This is a genomic window from Confluentibacter flavum (genome assembly GCF_002843175.1).
Classification (GTDB): domain Bacteria; phylum Bacteroidota; class Bacteroidia; order Flavobacteriales; family Flavobacteriaceae; genus Confluentibacter; species Confluentibacter flavum.
The window spans coordinates 1-21402 of record NZ_PJEO01000035.1; the positions used below are offsets into that span (position 1 = coordinate 1).

At 35.1% G+C, this 21402-nt stretch carries 19 protein-coding genes; 14 read left to right on the forward strand and 5 right to left on the reverse strand.

All coding sequences use genetic code 11. The annotated features are described in order from the left end of the window. The first annotated feature begins 528 nt into the window (after window positions 1–528). Window positions 529–693 carry a hypothetical protein gene (locus CSW08_RS18110; protein ID WP_157831466.1) on the forward strand — a complete coding sequence of 55 codons (165 nt, stop codon included), beginning with the start codon at window positions 529–531 and terminating at the stop codon, window positions 691–693. 36 nt (window positions 694–729) lie between these two features. On the opposite strand, the gene CSW08_RS10025 is transcribed toward CSW08_RS18110, so the two are convergent. After that, the gene (locus tag CSW08_RS10025; RefSeq protein ID WP_238987242.1) at window positions 730–1137 is read right to left on the reverse strand and encodes a 3D domain-containing protein; all 408 of its coding nucleotides are present in this window, start codon (window positions 1135–1137) and stop codon (window positions 730–732) included. A 38-nt stretch (window positions 1138–1175) separates the two neighbouring features. Continuing rightward, window positions 1176–3179 (reverse strand): alpha-ketoacid dehydrogenase subunit alpha/beta, encoded by a 2004-nt coding sequence (locus CSW08_RS10030; RefSeq protein ID WP_394337028.1) that lies wholly within the window; start codon window positions 3177–3179, stop codon window positions 1176–1178. A 131-nt stretch (window positions 3180–3310) separates the two neighbouring features. Here CSW08_RS10030 and CSW08_RS10035 point away from each other — a divergent pair, with 131 nt between their 5' ends. From CSW08_RS10035 to CSW08_RS10055, 5 genes are all read left to right on the forward strand, one after another. Next, entirely contained in the window at window positions 3311–4261 is a 951-nt protein-coding gene (locus CSW08_RS10035) for an isopenicillin N synthase family dioxygenase (RefSeq protein ID WP_106659752.1), read from the forward strand. A 17-nt stretch (window positions 4262–4278) separates the two neighbouring features. Beyond that, window positions 4279–4608, forward strand: a complete 330-nt coding sequence (locus CSW08_RS10040) for a translation initiation factor (RefSeq protein WP_106659753.1) — start codon at window positions 4279–4281, stop codon at window positions 4606–4608. Window positions 4609–4611: 3 nt separating this feature from the next. After that, window positions 4612–5553 carry a DUF1835 domain-containing protein gene (locus CSW08_RS10045; protein WP_106659754.1) on the forward strand — a complete coding sequence of 314 codons (942 nt, stop codon included), beginning with the start codon at window positions 4612–4614 and terminating at the stop codon, window positions 5551–5553. Continuing rightward, window positions 5543–6406, forward strand: coding sequence for a nucleoside phosphorylase (locus tag CSW08_RS10050; RefSeq protein WP_106659755.1), 864 nt, complete (start codon window positions 5543–5545; stop codon window positions 6404–6406). The genes CSW08_RS10045 and CSW08_RS10050 overlap by 11 nt, the downstream gene beginning before the upstream one ends. Window positions 6407–6493: 87 nt before the next feature. Next, the gene (locus tag CSW08_RS10055) at window positions 6494–7534 is read left to right on the forward strand and encodes a TlpA family protein disulfide reductase (protein ID WP_106659756.1); all 1041 of its coding nucleotides are present in this window, start codon (window positions 6494–6496) and stop codon (window positions 7532–7534) included. On the opposite strand, the gene CSW08_RS10060 is transcribed toward CSW08_RS10055, so the two are convergent. Further along, window positions 7523–9073 (reverse strand): NAD(P)H-hydrate dehydratase, encoded by a 1551-nt coding sequence (locus CSW08_RS10060; protein WP_106659757.1) that lies wholly within the window; start codon window positions 9071–9073, stop codon window positions 7523–7525. The two genes, CSW08_RS10055 and CSW08_RS10060, sit on opposite strands and share 12 nt — an antisense overlap. Window positions 9074–9575: 502 nt before the next feature. On the opposite strand from CSW08_RS10060, the gene thrA reads away from it, so the two are divergent. The 4 genes from thrA (at window position 9576) to CSW08_RS10080 (ending at window position 14720) form a co-directional block, all read left to right on the forward strand. Continuing rightward, window positions 9576–12020 carry a bifunctional aspartate kinase/homoserine dehydrogenase I gene (gene thrA / locus CSW08_RS10065; RefSeq protein ID WP_106659758.1) on the forward strand — a complete coding sequence of 815 codons (2445 nt, stop codon included), beginning with the start codon at window positions 9576–9578 and terminating at the stop codon, window positions 12018–12020. Between the two features lie 73 nt (window positions 12021–12093). Further along, window positions 12094–13026 carry a homoserine kinase gene (locus CSW08_RS10070; protein WP_106659759.1) on the forward strand — a complete coding sequence of 311 codons (933 nt, stop codon included), beginning with the start codon at window positions 12094–12096 and terminating at the stop codon, window positions 13024–13026. Window positions 13027–13177: 151 nt separating this feature from the next. Further along, complete coding sequence (gene thrC, locus CSW08_RS10075; RefSeq protein WP_106659760.1) at window positions 13178–14470, forward strand: threonine synthase; 1293 nt, start codon at window positions 13178–13180, stop codon at window positions 14468–14470. Between the two features lie 4 nt (window positions 14471–14474). Continuing rightward, entirely contained in the window at window positions 14475–14720 is a 246-nt protein-coding gene (locus CSW08_RS10080) for a CBU_0592 family membrane protein (RefSeq protein WP_106659761.1), read from the forward strand. 54 nt (window positions 14721–14774) lie between these two features. Here the strand turns inward: CSW08_RS10080 and CSW08_RS10085 are convergent, their stop codons facing one another. After that, window positions 14775–15446: a YlmC/YmxH family sporulation protein gene (locus tag CSW08_RS10085; protein WP_106659762.1), complete on the reverse strand. Its 672-nt coding sequence runs from the start codon at window positions 15444–15446 to the stop codon at window positions 14775–14777. A gap of 11 nt (window positions 15447–15457) precedes the next feature. Beyond that, window positions 15458–16096, reverse strand: coding sequence for a hypothetical protein (locus tag CSW08_RS10090; protein ID WP_106659763.1), 639 nt, complete (start codon window positions 16094–16096; stop codon window positions 15458–15460). Window positions 16097–16476: 380 nt separating this feature from the next. Between CSW08_RS10090 and CSW08_RS10095 the strand changes: the two genes are divergently transcribed. From CSW08_RS10095 to tnpA, 4 genes are all read left to right on the forward strand, one after another. Continuing rightward, entirely contained in the window at window positions 16477–18084 is a 1608-nt protein-coding gene (locus CSW08_RS10095; protein WP_106659764.1) for an MFS transporter, read from the forward strand. A gap of 40 nt (window positions 18085–18124) precedes the next feature. Further along, a complete protein-coding gene (locus CSW08_RS10100; protein WP_106659765.1) occupies window positions 18125–19507 on the forward strand; it encodes a GH1 family beta-glucosidase in 1383 nt (460 codons plus the stop codon). 193 nt (window positions 19508–19700) lie between these two features. After that, window positions 19701–20801 carry an aldose epimerase family protein gene (locus CSW08_RS10105; protein ID WP_106659766.1) on the forward strand — a complete coding sequence of 367 codons (1101 nt, stop codon included), beginning with the start codon at window positions 19701–19703 and terminating at the stop codon, window positions 20799–20801. A gap of 116 nt (window positions 20802–20917) precedes the next feature. Beyond that, a complete protein-coding gene (gene tnpA / locus CSW08_RS10110; protein WP_106658059.1) occupies window positions 20918–21370 on the forward strand; it encodes an IS200/IS605 family transposase in 453 nt (150 codons plus the stop codon). The last annotated feature ends 32 nt before the right edge of the window (window positions 21371–21402 follow it).

The window sequence follows — 21402 nt, forward strand, 5'->3', positions numbered from 1 at the left end:
ATCTAAAAGCCATTTTTTGTTTCTTTTTGCCCCATATTTCGTTGAATTTTTTTCTAATAGCTCTGCTATTAAAAAAAAATCCGCCTCATCTGACCCAAAAATAATTCAAAAAAGCATCAATAAACAAAACTTAAACAGTTTCTAAATGAATTGGGTTTATTTATAATCCATAAACTTAATTAGTTATCAAAGATATTTCTTTATCTGAAACGTTTAACTAAGTATATGTCTTTTTGCATTGTTTTAACACAAAAACCATTCCTAAACCAAATATCAGCTTGCTATTAATCGATTTTATGATTAAAACCCGTGCCCTATTCTTAATATTATGTTAATTTATTATTATGTTATACATAGTACTGTAACAAATTTAATTTGTTGTCGTCTATCTAGTATAAAACAATTAAAAAACAAAAATCATGAGAACTTTAAACAACAATCAAAACACAGGTCATTCAGTAAACACTAAAAGTTATAACTGGAACAGCAAGAGACGTTACAGATAAGTAACGTCTCTTAAAACAAAAAATGTCATCAATAATAATCATCAATCAAAAAATGAACTCACATATAAAAATATCAAACCACACCGATAACATTACACAAGAAATCGTGTCGTTTTACAGAAGAATCAATACATTTGATTATAATAAGGACGTCATCTGGAAAGGTGCTAGGCCTTATAATTATTAAGCTCCAAGCAATAGGTAAACACTAAATACCAATAAGTTAAGGATCATCCTTTTCGGTTTGCTTAGGAATTCCATAAGAAATGGACACCTTTTTTCTGCCCCATTGTCTAGCTACTTTTACATCAAGTCCCATATAGATATCTATACGGTTTTTCCAGCGTGAGTGCATTCTGTCCTTTACAAAATAAATGCTATCAAACCCTTCTATTTTAACAGGGGTATTGTGTTTTAAACCTATTTTAAGCAAATCGTTTGACACGGCTATGTAGTTTAATCCGGGTTTTAAACTATCTCCAAAGGCAGTGATGTGTGGATTAGAATCTGTTTGATGGCGCGTTGAATTATATGCCGAAGCCGTCACTTTAATGGTATGCCAATCGTACCTATCATCAAAACGTTCTTCTTTACAACTGACCAATAACAAAACACATATAAGGATGCCGATTCTCAAAACATGATCATTTTAGACACATAAATATAATATTAATATTTTAAAAGTGATTTTAATTCAGCTTCAAATCGGTTTTTCGGAAGATACTGTTCTTCTAATTGAGACACAAATGGAATGGGTGTATCCATACTGGCAACCCGCTTTACAGGTGCATCCAAATACTGAAAACAGTTCTCCATAATTAGTGCTGAGATATCGCTGGCTATACCACCGAACAAGGAATCTTCATGGAGAATAAAAGCCCTATTGGTCTTTTTTACCGAAGCAAAAATAGTTTCGGTATCTAAGGGTTGGAGGGTTCTTAAATCAATAACATCTGCTTGAATATCTTTATTATCATCCAAAGTTTTCAAAGCCCAATGTACTGCAGCCCCATAACAAATAATGGTGATATCAAGACCTTCCCTTAAAAGAGCCGCCTTACCAAATGGTAAGGTATAATATCCAGTTGGCACCTCTTGACTGATAGTTCTATACAAGCCTTTGTGTTCAAAAAACAATACGGGGTTTGGATCATTAATAGCCGTTGCCAATAATCCTTTGGCGTCATATGGAAATGCTGGGTAAACGACTTTTAAACCTGGGGTTTTGGTAAACCAAGCTTCATTGGTCTGTGAATGGAACGGCCCGGCAGCCACACCCCCACCACAGGGCATTCTTATAACCACGTCGGCCTGTTGTCCCCATCGGTAATATGATTTTGCTAAATAATTAACCACAGGATTAAAACCAGAAGAAATAAAATCGGCAAACTGCATTTCCACTACGCTTTTTATACCTGCTATGGAAAGTCCCATCGCTGTTTCAATAATAGCCGACTCACAAATGGGTGTGTTTCTTACCCGTTCTTTACCAAATTGTTCTACAAATCCTTCCGTGATTTTAAAAACACCTCCGTATTCTGCAATATCTTGCCCCATAATCACAAGGTCTTCATGACACTCCATGCTCTGTTTTAAACCTTCTGAAACTGCATCTATAAAACGGATGTTTTTAACTTCTGAATTTTCGGTAACTTCTTTATATTCAAATGGTTTAAAAACATCATTTAATTCGTTGGTTTCATTTGGAACAATAGCTTCTTCCGCATAAGCGATGTCCAAATGTTTATTTATTTCCCTTGAAAAATCGATTTTAATAGATTCCACTAGTGAATCAGTTAGAATACCTTCATCAATTAAAAAGTTTTGAAAATTTATTAGCGGATCTTTCTTCTCCCAAGTATTTAAAAGGTCTTGTGGCACGTATTTGGTGCCACTCGCTTCCTCATGGCCACGCATTCTAAAGGTTTTAAGCTCCAGCAAAAAAGGTCTTGGGTTATTCCTCATACTGTTGGCAATGGTATTGACTTTGGTGAAGACTTCAATAATATTATTACCATCTATAATATGCGATTCCATACCATAACCGATGGCTTTATCGGCGATATCTTTACAATTATATTGCTCATTTGTCGGCGTAGATAAGCCATAACCATTGTTTTCCACACAAAAGATAACCGGCAATTTCCAAACCGAAGCCACATTTAATGCCTCATGAAAATCGCCTTCGCTTGTACCACCTTCTCCAGTAAAAACAACCGTTACGCACGGTTTCTTCTTTAATTTAGAAGCTAACGCTATGCCATCGGCGACACCAAGTTGAGGTCCCAAATGGGAAATCATACCCACAATTTTATAGTCCTGACTACCAAAATGAAACGATCTGTCCCTGCCTTTAGTAAACCCAGAGGCCTTTCCCTGCCATTGAGCAAATAACCTATGCAATGGTATGTTTCTGGACGTAAATACACCCAGGTTTCTGTGCATGGGCAAGATGTATTCTTCCCGCCTGACGGCCATAGTAACACCTACCGAAATGGCTTCTTGCCCAATACCCGAAAACCATTTGCTAATTTTTCCTTGTCGTAATAAAACAAGCATCTTCTCCTCTATCATTCTGGGTTTCAGCATATTCTTATACAAGCCCATAATTAAACTCGGATCCAGATGTTTTATATCGTATGATATACCTAGAGAGGCATTGGATTTACTCATTAATCAGTCCTTTTTCAAAGTTTTCCAAATATAATATAAATACAGAATTCCATATAATTAATGGTTTAAAATGCTGCATAAAATCTTTATAATGTTTTGTACATTTGTTATAATCACAAAAAATAATCCTGATGAAGTTAGTTCCGAGCGTAGATTTAAATGATTTTATTTCTGGAGACCCCATAAAGAAGCAAAAATTCGTAGATGAAATCGGTAAAGCCTATGAAGATATTGGGTTTGTAGCATTGAAAGGTCACTTTTTAGATGATGCCCTAGTTGAAAATCTATATAAGGAGGTAAAGAATTTTTTCAGCTTGCCTTTAGAAACCAAACAGACATATGAAATTCCGGGTATCGGTGGGCAACGCGGTTATGTGTCCTTTGGAAAAGAAAGTGCCAAAGGTAAAAAAGAAGGTGATTTAAAAGAGTTTTGGCATTTCGGACAATATGTTGAAAACGATGCTGAGCGTGAAGCCGAATATCCAAAAAATGTGTTGGTTGAGGAATTACCGGAATTCAACAACATCGGTAAAGAAGCCTATAAAATGTTGGAGAAAACAGCCAAGTACGTATTGCGTGCTTTAGCATTGCATTTGAATTTGGAAGAAACCTACTTTGACCAATACATACACAACGGAAATTCCATTTTACGCCCTATTCATTATCCACCCATTACATCAGAACCAAAAGAAGCCGTTCGTGCCGCAGCACATGGAGACATTAATTTAATAACCCTTTTAATGGGAGCCCAAGGGCGTGGCTTGCAAGTGCAAAACCATAAAGGCGAATGGATTGATGCTATTGCAGAGCCTGATGAATTAATGATCAATGTTGGCGATATGCTTTCCAGACATACCAATAACAAACTAAAATCAACGATTCACCGTGTGATAAATCCACCGAAGGAACTTTGGGGAACATCGAGATATTCTATTCCTTTTTTTATGCACCCTATCAGCGATATGAAACTAAATGTTTTGAAAGGTTGTATTGATGACAATAATCCGAAACAGTTTGATGATATTACGGCAGGTGAATTTTTAACCGAACGTTTGATTGAGCTTGGCTTGATTAAAAAATAATATATTTCCTTTTTAAAATGGATTTAAAAGACCAACTAAAAAATTTATTTCCAGACCATACTCCCGAACCTTCTGATACAAGCAATACAGAAGACCATGGCATTTGGATGCAGGACGACCCCATTATTTGTAAATACGAAAAGCGAAAAGGCAAACCCATCACGATATTGGAAGGCTACACAGGTGCCTCAGAGGATTTCAAGCTATTGGCAAAAGATATAAAAACGACACTGAGTGTTGGGGGCAGCTTTAAAGATGATAAAATCATTATTCAAGGTGATTATAGAGATAAAATCATGCAAATGCTTATAAACAAGGGGTTTAAAGTAAAACGAGTTGGTGGTTGATAAATGGATAAACAAACGCTACATATTACTAACGGGAATCTTTTTACAAAACAACTTTTAGTGTTGGATTTTGCTGGAGATATACTTACTTGGGAAGAAATGCTCTGTGATGGCCCTACTTTTTTTGATATAGATTCTGAAGCTTTTTTTAAAACACGAAAATCTTTCTTCGCCTCTATTTATAAGCTGGAATTGGATGTTTATGCTTTTAAAAATGAGTTAAAAAAATTAAATCGTAAAGAGGATTATTCTGAAGTCATTCTTTGGTTTGAATATGATTTGTTTTGTCATATCAACATGATTGCCGTAATAAGTTTAATTCAGCAAAAAAAAATAGGCCTACCTATATATCTGGTTTGTAGTGGTAGAGTTCAAGGGAAAAAAAACCTGGTCGGACTATCTGAACTATCTTCAGCCGAAATAATAAAACATTATGACGAACGCATTTTACTAAATGAAGATGATATAAAGCTGGCGGTGTCGCTTTGGCAAATTTACTGTGGTACGGATCATAATTTATTTAAGCCCTTTATTGTTAAAAGTTCATCGTTTGTATATTTAAGCAACTGTTTAAAAGCACATTTAGAGCGTTTTCCTGACTCTAAAAGCGGATTGAATATATTGGAAAGAAACATTCTTGAAATAGTAAAAAACAACACTATAAAATCGGAGCATCATTTGCTTGGCTATGCCCTTAACTACCAAGGATATTATGGATTTGGAGATATGCAATTGCTACGTATTATTGATAAACTTTCGATATTTTTTACCATAGACGCATCTGGCTATAAATTAAATAGAAAAGGTCATGAAGCCTTATTAAATCAACATAATTTTTATCCAGAAATTAAAAATACCATGTTTTATGGAGGGGTTAGTAATGCCGATTTTCAATTTAGCAAAACGCACAATAAACTCATAAAAACACCAAGGAATGCCTATTAAAGCCTCTGAACTTATTCTGAATCCAGATGGCAGCATCTATCATTTAAACTTAAAACCTGAAAACATAGGTCAAATCATCATTTTTGTGGGCGATCAAGATCGGGTTGAAAAAGTAACTAAGCATTTTGAGGTTATTGATTTTGAAACACAAAAAAGGGAATTCAAAACACAGACTGGCACTTTCAAAGGAAAACGTATTTCAGTAATTTCTACGGGCATTGGCCCTGATAATATAGACATTGTGCTTAACGAATTGGATGCATTAGTCAACATCGATTTTACAACCAGACAAGTAAAAGAAACCCTAACAAGTCTGGATATTATTAGAATAGGCACCTCTGGCTCGCTTCAAAAAGATATTCCTGTTGATTCTATGTTGATGAGCACCCATGCTTTAGATATCAATGGAATGTTGCATTCCTATAAAGTAGATACTATAACAAATCCCGATATCGAAGAAGCCTTTTTAAAACACACAAATTGGAGTGAAAATAAAGCAAAACCGATTGTTATTTCCAATAGCAAAACTTTAGAAAAAAGATTTGATAGTACAACCATTTACAAAGGTTTAACCGCCACCGCTGGAGGGTTTTATGGTCCGCAAGGACGTATTTTACGCTTGCAAATTCAAGATACGGAATTGAACAACAAAATGGATACCTTTCTTTTTAACGGCATTCGTATTACCAACCTCGAAATGGAAACGGCTGCTATTTATGGTCTTTCAAAGTTATTAGGACACCAAGCTATCTCTTTAAATGCCATTATTGCAAACAGGGTCACTGGTACTTTTAGCGAAAATCCAAACAAAATCATGGATGAGTTAATTATGTATACATTAAAACATATTTGAATGAATTTATTACTTTGCATGCATAAACTAGTGTTAAAATCCAATCAAAAGCTTTAATAATAATTATTTTTGAAAAAATATTTATAAATGAGAAAACTATTCCTTCTAGTCGGCACTTTCGCCCTATTAATATCTTGCAAAGAAGAACCAAAAGATTACGTGACACTTTCAGGACAAATAACCAATAAAAATAGTGATTCATTAATAATTCGCTCCCGTTATAGCCCCTATTCAAAAACCATCCCTGTAAAAGAAGATGGAACATTTAGTGATACATTAAAAGTAGAAACAGGTCTTTACAATTTATATGATGGTAACGAATCTACTAATTTGTTTTTAAAGAACGGGTTCGATCTCAATGTAACCATTAGTACGGATGAATTTGATGAATCCATTACTTATTCTGGAAATGGTGCTGAACACAGCAATTTTATAGCCAAAGAATATTTACTACAGGAAAAGCTTTTGAATTTAGATGAGTTGATTGATTTGGATTCCTCAAAAATGGAAAACAGGTTTTTAGAAATCAAAAATGAATTGATGACTTATTATAATTCCAATAAAGCTATAGACACACTTATTACAAATAAATACATCAATGACGTGGAGCCTATGCTGAAGCCTTATAAAACCTATTTAGCCGACGCCATTGCTTTAAGAACAAATTTTCCAAAAGGAGCGCCTTCTCCAACGTTTGAAGAATATGAAAACTATAACGGCAGCAAAACATCTCTAGCTGATTTAAAAGGGAAATATGTTTACGTAGATGTATGGGCAACCTGGTGTGGCCCTTGTAAAGTGGAAATCCCATCATTAAAAAAATTGGAAAAAGACTATCACAATAAAAATATTCAGTTTGTAAGTATGTCTATTGATGATGATCAAACCCATCAAGGGTCTTGGGACAAAGCCAAAGCAAGTTGGAAAGCTATGATTGCGGATAAAGATTTGGGTGGTATTCAAATCTTCGCTCCGAATGGCTGGCAATCAGACTTTGTCAGAGATTATAAAATAAATGGCATTCCAAGATTCATTTTAATAGACCCAAACGGTAATATTGTTAGTGCAGATGCTCCTAGACCTTCCGACCCTAAATTGTTGGAATTGTTCAATGAATTAAGTATCTAACGATTTATTATCTTGGATGGGTTGTTCCGGTTGCTTAAACAAATCTAAATAAGCCGCTCCCAAATAATCAATAATATGGCTGGCTATCAAACTTTGGTAGCCATAATCTTCAACGGCAATGTCGGCTGATTTTCCATGCAAATACACCCCAAAAACAGTTGCTATTAACGGATTATAATCTTGAGATATCAATCCTGTTATGATTCCTGTTAGCACATCGCCACTACCAGCCGTTGCCAAACCAGGGTTACCTGATGTGTTTATATATAATTTATCCTGATAAACGGTGATACTGTGGGCGCCTTTTACAACTAAAATAACCTCATGTTTTTTTGAAAATGCTTTCGCTTTCTTTAGTTTATCGAAATCATCTTTCCAGGTTCCTAATAAGCGCGCCAGTTCTTTTGGATGGGGCGTTAAAACAGTATCTCGAGGTAACAGCTTAAATAATTCGGGTTTTTTTGACAGTATATTGATTCCATCGGCATCAATAACTAAAGGTGCTTTATTTGTTTTTAAAAATGCTTCAAAAGCAGTCGTCGTTTGTTCATGGGTCCCCACGCCCACTCCAAACCCTATGACTGTTGGTTCGATATCAAATGTAATATCCGAAATAATCTGCTCGTCTTCATCCGTCATAACCATAGCTTCTGGAAAAGCAGATTGCAAAACCGTATAGCCACATTTTGGAATGTAACTGGTGACCAATCCCGCTCCTGCAGACAAGGCTGCTTTACTGGCTAAAATAACGGCTCCTATCTTACCATAACTTCCCCCAATGATTAAGCTGTGTCCAAATTGTCCTTTATGGGAAAATTTATCTCTTGGCATGTACATACTCAACACTTCTGGTTTTCCTATTAAATCGGCTTCAGTAGTTGTGGTAAATAAAAATTCCCTATCCAACCCAATATCCAAAACTTCCCATTGTTCGGTATATTTTGCGGTTTCTGGTAAAAAGAACACCAATTTAGGTGAGGCAAAACTTAATGTATAACCAGCCCAAACCACTCCATTGTCATCAGCAGGAACTTTATCGGTACGCAATCCAGAAGGGATATCAATGGATAGCGTAAAGGCTTTGCTTATTTTAAAGTGTTGGAATAGAGCTTTTACCCAATCATCTATAGGGCGATTTAACCCAATACCAAAAATGGCATCTACAATAATATCATCTGGATGTATTTCTGGAAAATCTTCAATATCTTTTAACAATATCGGCCATTTTTTTGTAATGCTTTTTATCCTATCATAATTAACCAAAAAATCTTTTGAGCGTTTATCACCATAATTAACGATATAAACATGAACGTGATAGCCATCCAATATTAAATGTCTGGCTAAAACCAAACCATCACCTCCATTATTTCCAATACCACAAAACACATGAATAGGCACTTGCACGCCTTGCATACGCATATGCATCCAATTGAAAATCTGTGTGCCTGCCCGCTCCATTAGGTCGGTTGAAGAAATGCTTTGGCGTTTTGTTGTTAGCTTATCAGCTTGATAAATTTGTTCTTTCGAGAAAATTTTCATCTTAATGCATTAAAGATTTTTTTATTTCTAAATAATCTGGGCAGTGAAGTGATTTAAACTTTTTTTAATTGGCTACAAAATGGTCTTTTTATCCCATATTTCATCTGTTTTTTTACTCCGTAGCTCTGCTATGCAGTGCGAAAAAGATAAAATCTGGAACAAAAATCCCTATTTTTCGCTTCAATCAAAAAAGTTTAAACCACTTCAGTATTTCATAAAAAAAACCAATTCTGTATAAGAATTATGTAAAAAACATTTTTTTGTTTTTTTATATGTCTAAATGTAATACTTTTGAAATGTTTTTAAATAAAAAATGAAGCTTTTAAACCAAAATATATGCATTGTTACCTCTTCTATCAACGAAGGGAATACGTCTATTTTTGTAATTGCTACAACCACTACAACCCTTTGGGGTTGCTAGTATATTTTTCTTCGGTCCATCTGTGTAATTATTACAATTACATCTTCTTAAAATATTTATTTAAACTTTAATTCATTAAAAATGAAGGTTTTAAAATTTGGTGGAACCTCGGTAGGTTCTGCAAAAAATATCAATAACGTTATAAACATTTTAGAGAATTACTCTAAAAACGATTCCATCATATGTACTGTTTCAGCTGTAGGAGGGATTACTGATAAATTACTTTTAGCGGGAAAACAGGCTCAAAATAAGGATATTGAGTATATTAACACATGCCATTTAATAAAGGATATTCATTTTGAAATTATTGATGAATTAAATTCTAACAATGGCAAATCCATTATTGAACAGGTTGCTATTGAATTAAATGCCCTTAAAAGTTTATTGGATGGGATTTACTTAATCAACGAACTATCCCCTAAAACATCTGATAAGTTGGTTAGTTTTGGTGAGTTGTTATCATCATTTATTATTGCTGAGACCATGAAACATCGGGGCATGCCCGTCGTATGTAAAAATTCGCAAGAATTAATCATTACAAACTCTAATTTTACTAAAGCAGAGGTAAATTATAATATAACCAATAAAAATATTCAGGATTATTTTAGTAGTGCCTCTCAAAAAATAACCATTATACCAGGATTTATTTCTAAATCACATTTAGGTGAACAAACTACACTTGGTCGTGGTGGATCGGATTTTACGGCCGCTATAGTAGCTGCTGCCTTAAAAGTACAGCAACTTGAAATATGGACCGATGTTAGTGGTATGTTTACCACTAATCCGAAATTGGTAAAACAGGCGTACCCGATTGAGAAAATCTCGTACCAAGAAGCCATGGAATTATCCCATTTTGGAGCTAAAGTGTTATATCCGCCAACAGTTCAACCTGTTTTAAGTTTGAATATTCCCATTCACATTAAAAACACCTTAGAACCAGATGCTGTCGGTACTATTATTTCGAATGATGACACTAATAATACGTCTCCTGTTAAAGGTATTAGCAACATTTCCAACATTGCTTTATTGACATTACAAGGCAGTGGTATGATTGGGATTCCTGGTTTTTCGAAGCGTTTGTTTGAAACCTTATCGCAAGAGAAAATCAATGTAATTTTAATTACGCAAGCCTCATCTGAACATTCCATTTGCCTAGGAATCGATGAAAACGATGCCGAACTGGCTAAAACCGCAATTGATGCTACTTTTGAAAATGAAATTGCTTTAAATAAAATTGACCCAATTATTGTTGAAAAGGATTTATCCATTATCGCATTGGTTGGTGATAACATGAAAAACCATCAAGGCATCAGTGGAAAAATGTTCAGCTCTCTAGGTAAAAATAATATCAATATCAGGGCTATTGCCCAAGGTGCTTCTGAGAAAAATATTTCAGCAGTAATATTACAAAGTGATGTAAAAAAAGCGCTTAACACCTTACATGAGCAGTTTTTTGAATCTAAAACAAAGCAATTAAATGTATTTATTACCGGCGTTGGCAATGTTGGTGAAAAATTAGTCGAGCAAATAAAACAACAACGCAAATATTTAAAAGAGAATCTCAAAATCAATTTGCGTGTTGCGGGATTATCCAATTCCAGAAATATGATTTTTAATGAAGAAGGCATCGATTTAAGCAATTGGAAAGAACAATTGGCTACTGGAGAAAAAGCAACATTAGAAAGCTTTTTTGAGGGAACAAAATCCTTAAACTTACGTAATAGTATTTTTGTGGATGTGACTGCCAATAAAGACGTTGCAGGTTTATATGCCCAGTATTTACGACAAAGTATTGGGGTGGTTGCCTGTAATAAAATTGCGTGTTCCAGTGATTATGAAAATTATAAACTATTAAAACGATTGTCTTTAAAATACAACGTGCCGTTTTTATTTGAAACCAATGTTGGTGCTGGTTTACCGATTATAGATACACTTGGTAATTTAATTGCTTCTGGCGATAAAATCACGTCTATTCACGCTGTGTTATCAGGAAGCTTAAATTTTGTATTCAATAATTTTAATGATACCACTAAATTTTATGATGTTGTTAAGCAAGCTGCAAAAGAAGGCTATACCGAACCCGACCCCAGAATTGATTTAAGTGGTGTGGATGTCGCCAGAAAAATATTGATTCTCGCTAGGGAAAGTGGTATGGACATGAATTTGGAGGATATTTCAAATACACCTTTCTTGTCGGATGCTGGATTAGAAAGTGACTCTGTAGATGATTTTTATCAAACCCTTATTGATGATGAAGCGCATTATCAAAAACTATATGCTTCTGCTAAAGCAAAAGGGTGTCAGTTAAAATATGTGGCGCAACTTAATAATGGCAAAGCGAGCGTTAGTTTACAGGAGATCCCTAGCGACCATCCGTTTTATAATCTAAAGGGGAAAGATAATATAGTGATGTTCTACACACAACGATATCCAGAACAACCTATGATTATTAAAGGTGCCGGTGCAGGAGCCGAAGTGACGGCCTCTGGATTATTTGCTGATATTATTAGAGTTGGAAACGATTAAAATAGACTGGAGAATAGAGAAAAAGAATAAAGAGTCTATCTTCTATTATCTACTCTCCCATATCTAAGAAAGAATGAACGAAATAAAAATATTTTCTCCAGCAACCGTAGCCAATGTAGCTTGTGGCTTTGATGTGTTAGGATTCTGTTTAGACAGTGTTGGTGATGTGATGGTGATTAGAAAAACTGATCAAAAAGGCATTTACATCACTAAGATTGAAGGATTCAATTTACCTTATGAAGCAGAATTAAATGTCGCCGGTGTTTCGGCTTTGGCTATGTATGATGCTTTAAAACCTAATTGCGGATTTGAAATTGAAATCTATAAAAACATCAAACCAGGAAGTGGTATTGGTAGTAGTGCCGCTAGTGCTGTGGGGAGTGTTTTTGGTATGAACGAACTTTTAGGGCGACCTTATAACAAAACACAACTTACCGCATTCTCTATTAAAGGTGAGGCCTTGGCCAGTAAATGTGAACATGCCGATAATCTAGCTCCCGCCATATTTGGAGGTTTTACACTAGTAAAAAGTGTAAACCCATTAGAAATACTGGAAATTCCAACGCCAGATGACTTGTATGTCACGATCATTCATCCGCAAATTGAAATAAAAACATCGGAAGCTAGGGCTATTTTGCCTAAAAACATTCCACTGAACGATGCCATTACACAATGGGCAAATTTTGGGAGTCTGATACACGCTCTACATACTAGCAATTATGAATTGATGCAAAAATCCCTTCACGATGCTATTATTGAACCGTATAGAAGTCAATTGATCCCCTATTACAATGATGTGAAAACTGCTGTTCTTAAAGCAGGTGCTTTAGGTTGTGGCATTTCAGGTTCAGGACCTTCAATTTTTACTTTGAATCAAGGTTCTGAAACTGCTAATAATGTGAAGGATGCAATGGAAAAAGTGTATTCAAAAACAGGCATTGAGTTTGATATACATGTGTCCAGGATTAATAAAGAAGGAATTAAAATTATTGATTGCAAAAATTAATAATTAACAATTAGCAAAAAACAATGAAATGCATGATTTTGTAATCTGAACACCAAAAAAATATATTGAAATTGTAAATATAAAAATCATCATGCTTCACTATTTTAGCTTATAAAAATAAACATTAGTGAATTCGTGGCAAAACATACCTATGAACTATTACTCATTAAACCATATAGCCCCAAAAACATCTTTTAAAGAAGCTGTCATCAAAGGATTAGCCCCAGATAAAGGCTTATATTTTCCAGAAAGCATTACACCGCTTCCAAAAGCCTTTTTTGAGAATATTGACAACTTATCGCATTCAGAAATAGCCTTTGAAGCCATTAAACAATTCGTAGCTCCCGACATTCCAGAAAAGGTATTGAAGACGATTGTAGAGGAAACCTTGTCTTTTGATTTCCCTGTTGTTGAATTAAATAAAAACATCTCAACTTTAGAATTGTTTCATGGGCCAACCATGGCGTTTAAAGATGTTGGCGCTCGTTTTATGGCGCGCTGTTTAGGGTATTTCAACCAGAATAATGATAGAGAAGTTACTGTTTTAGTAGCAACATCAGGTGATACCGGTGGTGCTGTTGCCAATGGATTTTTGGGGGTTAAGGGGGTTAAAGTGGTTATACTCTACCCTAGTGGAAAAGTGAGCGATATCCAGGAAAAGCAATTAACCACACTCGGACAAAATATTAAAGCTTTGGAAGTTGATGGTACGTTTGACGATTGCCAGACGATGGTTAAAACGGCTTTTTTAGATGAAAATTTAACCAGTAAAATGCAATTAACATCGGCTAACTCCATTAACGTGGCGCGTTGGTTGCCTCAATTGTTCTACTTTATGTTTGCCTATAAACAATTGCATAACAAATACAAAGACATTGTGTTTTCAGTGCCGAGTGGAAATTTTGGAAATATTTGTGCAGGAATGATGGCACAGCAATTAGGCTTGCCTATAAACCATTTTGTGGCCGCAAACAATGTTAACAATGTGGTGACTCGCTACTTAATATCCCAATTATATGAACCAAAGCCATCAGTTCAAACGGTAAGTAATGCGATGGATGTAGGTGCCCCAAGTAATTTTGTTCGTATCCAAGAAATTTATAAAAATAACTTTGAGTCTCTGAAAGAAAACATATCGTCATACAGTTTTACGGATAGTCAAACTAAAGAAGCGATGTTAGATATTTACAAAAACTATAAGTATGTTGCTGATCCCCATGGAGCCGTTGGCTATTTAGGCTGTGTATCCTATTTAAAAGTACATCCTGAAGTGCATTGTGTCTTTTTAGAAACAGCACATTCTACCAAGTTTTTAGATGTCGTAGAAGAAGTCATTAAAAAAAGACAGCCACTTCCGGAACAAATTAAATCGGTTATGGGTAAAGACAAAGTAGCTGTTAAAATTTCCACTTATGAAGATTTGAAAAGCTTTCTTTTAAACTAACCAAATGGGACTAACAGACTGGATTGGATTTATAGGTGTTTTTCAAATTCTGCTAGCCTATTTTTTAAACGTTATTGGAAAAATTTCCAACAAAAGCTTAGTGTTTATATTGCTTAACCTTGTTGGTGCCACTATGGCTTGTTTTGCCTCTATTCTTTTAAAGTATTGGCCGTTTATTATCCTTGAAGGTGTTTGGGCATTAGTGTCTCTTTACTCGCTTATAGAAAAAATAAGGGCATCAAGGATTTAAAATAAAAAAGAGTTGATTATCAAATCAACTCTTTTTATACACCAACGAGATCGTTTATCTTAGAAAACGATTATCGTCAAACTCAGGTCTGTCGTAGAACGAATCATCATCCGAATAACCGTTGTCACCTACTAAATTATTATCAGAATAATCATTATTCATCTCACTACGATATGTTCTCATTTCATCTCTTACAATTTCCCGTATTTTCTCTTCATTTAAATTATTGTTGTACTCATTTTCCTCTTCAACCAGAACGGGTTCGGTATAAGGTTTTTTCTCTGTTTTCCTATTGTAAGAACTCATTACCATGCGTTCATAGTTTCTTCCTACAGTATCACCTTTACGAATCCGCTTCGTTTCGGTAAACGTTCTATGATCAATAATATCTGTATATACGTAATTGGAATCACTATTTAAATCTACCAAGCCAATTGGTAAAATGATATGGTTCTCTCCATCTTTATTAACAAATTCTTTCAAATCCTTATTATTTGGGCGACCATAAGGATCATGGTTTGCATCAATAATAGATTTATCAACTTCAATATCTAAATAAACCACACGTTGCGAATCTTGGTTTACTAATAAATTATCAACTTTACCAATCACTCGATTGTCAAAGTCTTTTACATCCCAACCTCTAACATCGGGGTAACCATCCGATATTTTATAGTCCGATAATTCATTTAAATAATATAGGTGTTTTTTGTTTTCCGTTGCCATAATGTTAATTATTAAGTGTTCATATTGTTTACCACTTTTCTAGCTTTTGTAAAAAAAGTTTGGATAGTGCTCTGTTGCTCTTTTGTTGCAATACTATTATCTATTTTATTAGAGGTTTGCTTTAATTCAGCGATTTCATCTTGAAGTGAAGGATAACTATTGGTTTGGAGTATCTCTAAAACTGCCACAATATCATTGCTGACCGTTTTAAAATTTATAACATCTGAACTCTCCGGAAGCTCAGAATTAGTCATTCCATCCCTTCGATTAGAATAGTATCTCAAATTTTCCAAAGCAATTGAAGGTTGTAAATTAAGTTCGTCCGCTTTCATCGATACAACTTTTGCAAGATTTATAATCGCCGTTTTCGTATAGGTGGAATCGGTACCTATGCGTGTTGAATCTGTTACTGAATTTTCAAATTCCTGAATGGCACTTGTAGAACTCGTATACGGTGCTGTAGATTGATAACCATCTTCATAGGTATTGGAATTTGTATCCATTCGTTCATCATTCATGTCGTTATCATAAATAGTATCATCATCATTATCACTATTATACACAAAGTATGCAACAATGGCTATTACTGCAATAACGAGCAAAATCCAAGGCCAAATGGGCGATTTTTTTTCAATTTTTATTTCTGCCATAATATTATAATTAAATTAATGTTTTTAAGATTTAACAGGTTTTTGTTATTGTAAATTTAAATTTAAGATATCATGTGTATTTGCTCTATTCAAAAAATAATTAACCTTATAAAATATTTGATTATTGATTTATACCAACAAAAAATTTGAAAATACATACACGCAAATTTTCTTTGTCATATTTTTTATAAAAGAAACAGACATTTCCATAACAAAGTATTGGTTAAATTTTCTACTTATAAGGATTTGAGAGATTTTTATTAGAATGGCCGTTAGTTGAAACATTTGTTGCCTTGATTTTCTGAAAAATTATATATCTTGGGCGGCATTATATTTGAAATTTTAAACAAAATTATATTAACTCATATCTTGATCTATAAATGGAAATAAATAACAAAGTTTCATTAAAAGAAAAAATTGGCTATGCTTTAGGCGATGGCGCAGCAAATATTGCATGGAGAGGAGTTGCTACCTTTTTATTTATTTTTTATACCGATGTATTTGGATTAGCGCCAATTACGGTGGGCGTTTTAATGTTAGTTGCTAGATCTAGTGATGGGATAAGTGATATTTTAATGGGAATTATTGGAGACCGTACCAATTCCAAATACGGGAAATTTAGACCATGGATTTTATGGACCGCCATTCCGTTAGGAGTAATTCTTTCCTTATTATTTACAAGTCCAGAGTTAAGTTCAAATGGAAAAATTGTTTATGCCTACATTACATACATATTTTTCACCTTAATCTATACAGCTAACAATATTCCTTATGGAGCCTTAATGGCCGTTATGACGGGCGATGATAAAGAACGCACAAGCATCGGTTCTTTTAGAATGGTTGGCGCTTTTGGTGGAGGCATGCTGGTGCAAGGTGCTCTGCTTTTTTTGGTGGCTCATTTTGGTAATGTAGACCCCTCCATTAACATTTCTCAATTAGATGAAGAAAAATATCAGGTAAATGTCACTGCTTCTAATGATATTGAACACGTTAATATAAAAACAGATAATGGTATTGCTTTATTTTCATGGAATGAGGCTTCCATGCAAAACAATGATATTGAAGCCACGAGTGGCAAAAGTTTCAAAATGAAAAAAGGAAGCACTTATTCCTTCACCGTTACGGGCGAAAAAGATTTAAAAGCTGATGATATATCCATCATAAACCAAAAACAAGGCTATAGCAAGTCTATGTATGTCATGTCGGCCATACTTGCCCTGTTAATGTTGGTTACATTTTTTTCCACGAAAGAACGTGTATTGCCTCCTAAAGACCAAAAAGCAGATTTAAAACAAGATTTTAAAGATTTAATAAAAAATAAGCCATGGGTCATCTTACTGGTTATTGGACTCTTATTCAACGTTTACAATTCTATTAAGCAAGGTATTGTTATCATATATTTTACCCATTATTTAAATAACCAATTACTATCTGCTTCCTATTTGGTTGGGTTGATGGTAGCGTCTATAGCAGGAGCCTTTTTTACGGCACAATTAAGCAGAAAATTTGGGAAGCGCAATTTATTCATCTATGCCTTGATTTTTTCGGGAATTGTAAATGCCTTATTGGCCTTTTGCACCCCTGATGATATTGGTGCTATTTTCATTATTGGAACCATATCAGAATTTGGAGCAGCCATTTTCCCAACCTTATTCTTCGTAATGCTGGGCGATGCTGCTGATTATTCAGAATGGAAAAACGGCAGAAGGGCTACAGGACTTATTTATTCGGCAGGATCATTCGCTACTAAATTTGGTGGAGGTATCGCAGGAGCTATTATAGGTTTGGTATTGGGTATGTTTCATTACAATGGACAAGATGCTGTGGCAATTAAAGGTGCGTTTCCAGGCATGGTTGTATTAATGAGTTGGGTACCTTCCATTATAGCGATCATTGCGGCAGGCATTATGTTTCTCTATCCGTTGACACGAGAAAAAATGGATGAAATTACAATAGAGTTGAATAATAGAAGACTATCTCAACAATAGGCTTGACTGTTTATTTTATTGAAAAAAATTATAAATTACAATGACAAAATTTCCAAATGATTTTATATGGGGTACGGCGACGTCGTCTTACCAAATTGAAGGCGCAGCCACAAAACATGGCAAAGGACCCTCCATTTGGGATGCCTTTTCGAGTATTCCAGGAAAAACACATAACGGAGAAACTGGCGAGATAGCATGCGATCATTTTCATAAATACAAGGAAGACATCCAACTCATGAAAAACATGGGCGTAAAAGCCTATCGCTTTTCAATAGCTTGGGCTCGAGTGATGCCTACAGGGAAAGACCGTATTAATGAAGCAGGCATTCAATTTTATTCAGATTTAATTGATGAATTAATTAAGGCTGATATTGTGCCTTGGGTGACTTTGTACCACTGGGATTTACCTCTGGCATTGCAAATGGAACATGATGGTTGGTTAGGTGCTTCAATGCCAAATTATTTTGCTGCGTATGCCGATTTGTGCTTTGAACGTTTTGGGGACCGCGTTAAACATTGGATTACCTTAAATGAGCCTTGGGTGGTTTCTATTTTAGGTTACGGCCAAGGGGTTTTTGCTCCAGGCAGGGTTTCTACTTCTGAGCCTTATATGGCGGCACACCAATTACTTTTAGCCCACGCCAAAGCAGTTCATGTTTATAGAAAAAAATATAGTCACCAAAAAGGCACCATAGGCATTACCAATAATTGCGATTGGAGAGAGCCACTTACAGATAGCGAATTGGATAAAGAAGCTGCAGATAGAGCCCTTCAATTTTTCTTAGGCTGGTTTGCAGACCCTGTTTATAAAGGCGATTATCCAAGCATTATGAAGGAACGATTGGGTGACAGACTTCCAAAATTTTCTTCGGAAGAAAAGGATATGATTAAAGGAACGTCTGATTTCTTCGGATTAAACCATTATACAACCATGTATGCCGCCCATAACGATGGTACGAAAAAAGAACAAAGTGTGTATGGCAATGGCGGAATCTCTGAAGACCAACATGTGGATTTATCGTTGGACGACAACTGGAAACTCACTTCCATGAATTGGGCCGTTGTGCCATGGGGCTGTAAAAAAATGTTGGCTTGGATTGATGAACGCTACGGCAACCCGGATATTTATATTACTGAAAATGGTTGTGCCTATAATGATGAACTTATTAATGGACAGGTGAACGACCAAGAGCGATTGGATTTTTATCAAGGCTATTTAAAAGCGTGCCAAGAAGCTATTTCGGATGGCGTAAAACTTAAGGGCTATTTTGCTTGGTCTTTTATGGATAACTTTGAATGGGCGTCTGGTTATGATAAACGTTTCGGATTGCATTATGTGGATTTTAAAACCTTAGAACGTACACCAAAAAAATCAGCGCTTTGGTTTGGTGAGGCTATAAAACATAATAGTGCCGATATTTGATTTATATGATACGAATTATACAAATAAACACGAAATAATTTGTGTAAATCTGTTTGAATAGTATCCATAATTTTTCATGTAATCACTGTCACCCGGAACTTGTTTCATGGTCTCAATAAAATTTTGATTTTCATTGATATGATACAAAAAGGATATTCATAAATTTGTAAACCAACCAAAAACTAAATATCCTATGAAAACGACCATCATTCTAGTTGCTTTTTTAATCTCCAACATCTTTTTTGGGCAAACCACCCAAGAGGTTATAGGAAACCATAATGGCATGGACGTCAGCATCTTTACGCTCACAAACAAATCGGGACACGTATTAAAACTGACCAATTACGGGGCAAGGATTGTTAGAATCGACGTTCCCGATAAAAACGGAAAGATTGATAATATCACAACAGGTGGCGAAACATTGGAAACCATTGTGAAGGGTGATGCTTTTGGTGGTGCTACCGTAGGACGTTTTGCAAACCGCATTGCTAATGGAAAATTTACACTTGATGGTACCGAATATAATTTACCCATTAATAACAGGCCTAACACCTTGCATGGTGGTCCTAACGGCTGGTTCTCTCAGGTGTGGGATTCCGAAATTGGCACAAAAGACAATCAACAAGCGGTGACGTTTACGTATTTAAGTCCAGATATGGAAGCAGGCTTTCCGGGAACGGTTACCATGTCGGCTACATATACCTGGACCAACGATAACGAAATCATCATCGATTATTTAGCAACCACCGATAAAAAAACGGTCATCAATGTGACAAACCACGCTTATTTTAATCTGCATGGCACAGGTAAAGGTTTTATTTTCGACCACATATTAACTATAAATGCCAAAAATTATACGCCTGTAAACGATGTAAAAATACCGACTGGTGAAATAAAACCAGTAAAAGACACACCTTTTGATTTTACAACACCTCACGCCATGGGTGACGCTATTGGCAAACCTTTTGAAGATGCTGTATTTAATGGTTTTGACCATAATTATGCCTTGGATGAAAAAGCCAAAGTCGCTGCTACGGTGTACGACCCAGAGAGTGGACGTGTAATGGAAGTCATCACAGACGAACCAGGCTTGCAATTCTATTCTGGAAATAGCAGAGCGTGGTTGCAATTTAAAGAAACTGGTACCATGCCAGCAGCTAGCAGATCGAGTTTTGCACTAGAAACCCAACATTATCCTGATAGCCCAAACCAACCCTCATTTCCAAGTACGTTATTAACACCCAATAAACCCTTTAAATCTAGAACGGTTTATAAGTTTTCTGTTAAAAATTAGATTTATATTTTTTATTCGAAGAAAATACCTCGAGGCTCTGCCTCGGGGACAATAGAGGAAAAGTTTGAAAAACGGATGGTTTTTCATAACACTTTGAAAAAGTGTAGTTTTGAACTATGGATGATCATATTTTAAAAAGACATAACAAAACATTACTTCTGTATCATTTAGTTTTTCCTGTAAAATATAGGAATTCAGTTATTACAGAGGAAGTTGGATTTGGTTTGAAAGAAATATGTATTGATTTGTCACAACGCTATGAAATACATTTTGTGGAAGTTGGTTATGAAGAAAACCATGTTCATTTTTTAATACAAAGTGTTCCCAGTTTGTCGGTGAGTGAAATTTGTATGAAAGTAAAGAGTATCACGGCGAAAGAAATTTTCAGACGATTTCCTGAAGTGAAGACAAAGCTTTGGGGAGGAAACTTTTGGACAAGTGGTTACTATGCAAACACAGTAGGTCAATACGGGAACAAAGATGTTATCAAAAAATATATTGAAAATCAAGGTAAAGAAATAAAATATCAAAAGGTATATGAAGCTCAGCTTACACTTTTTGATTTCTAATACTTCGGGGCTCTGCCCCGGGGTAGTTTATT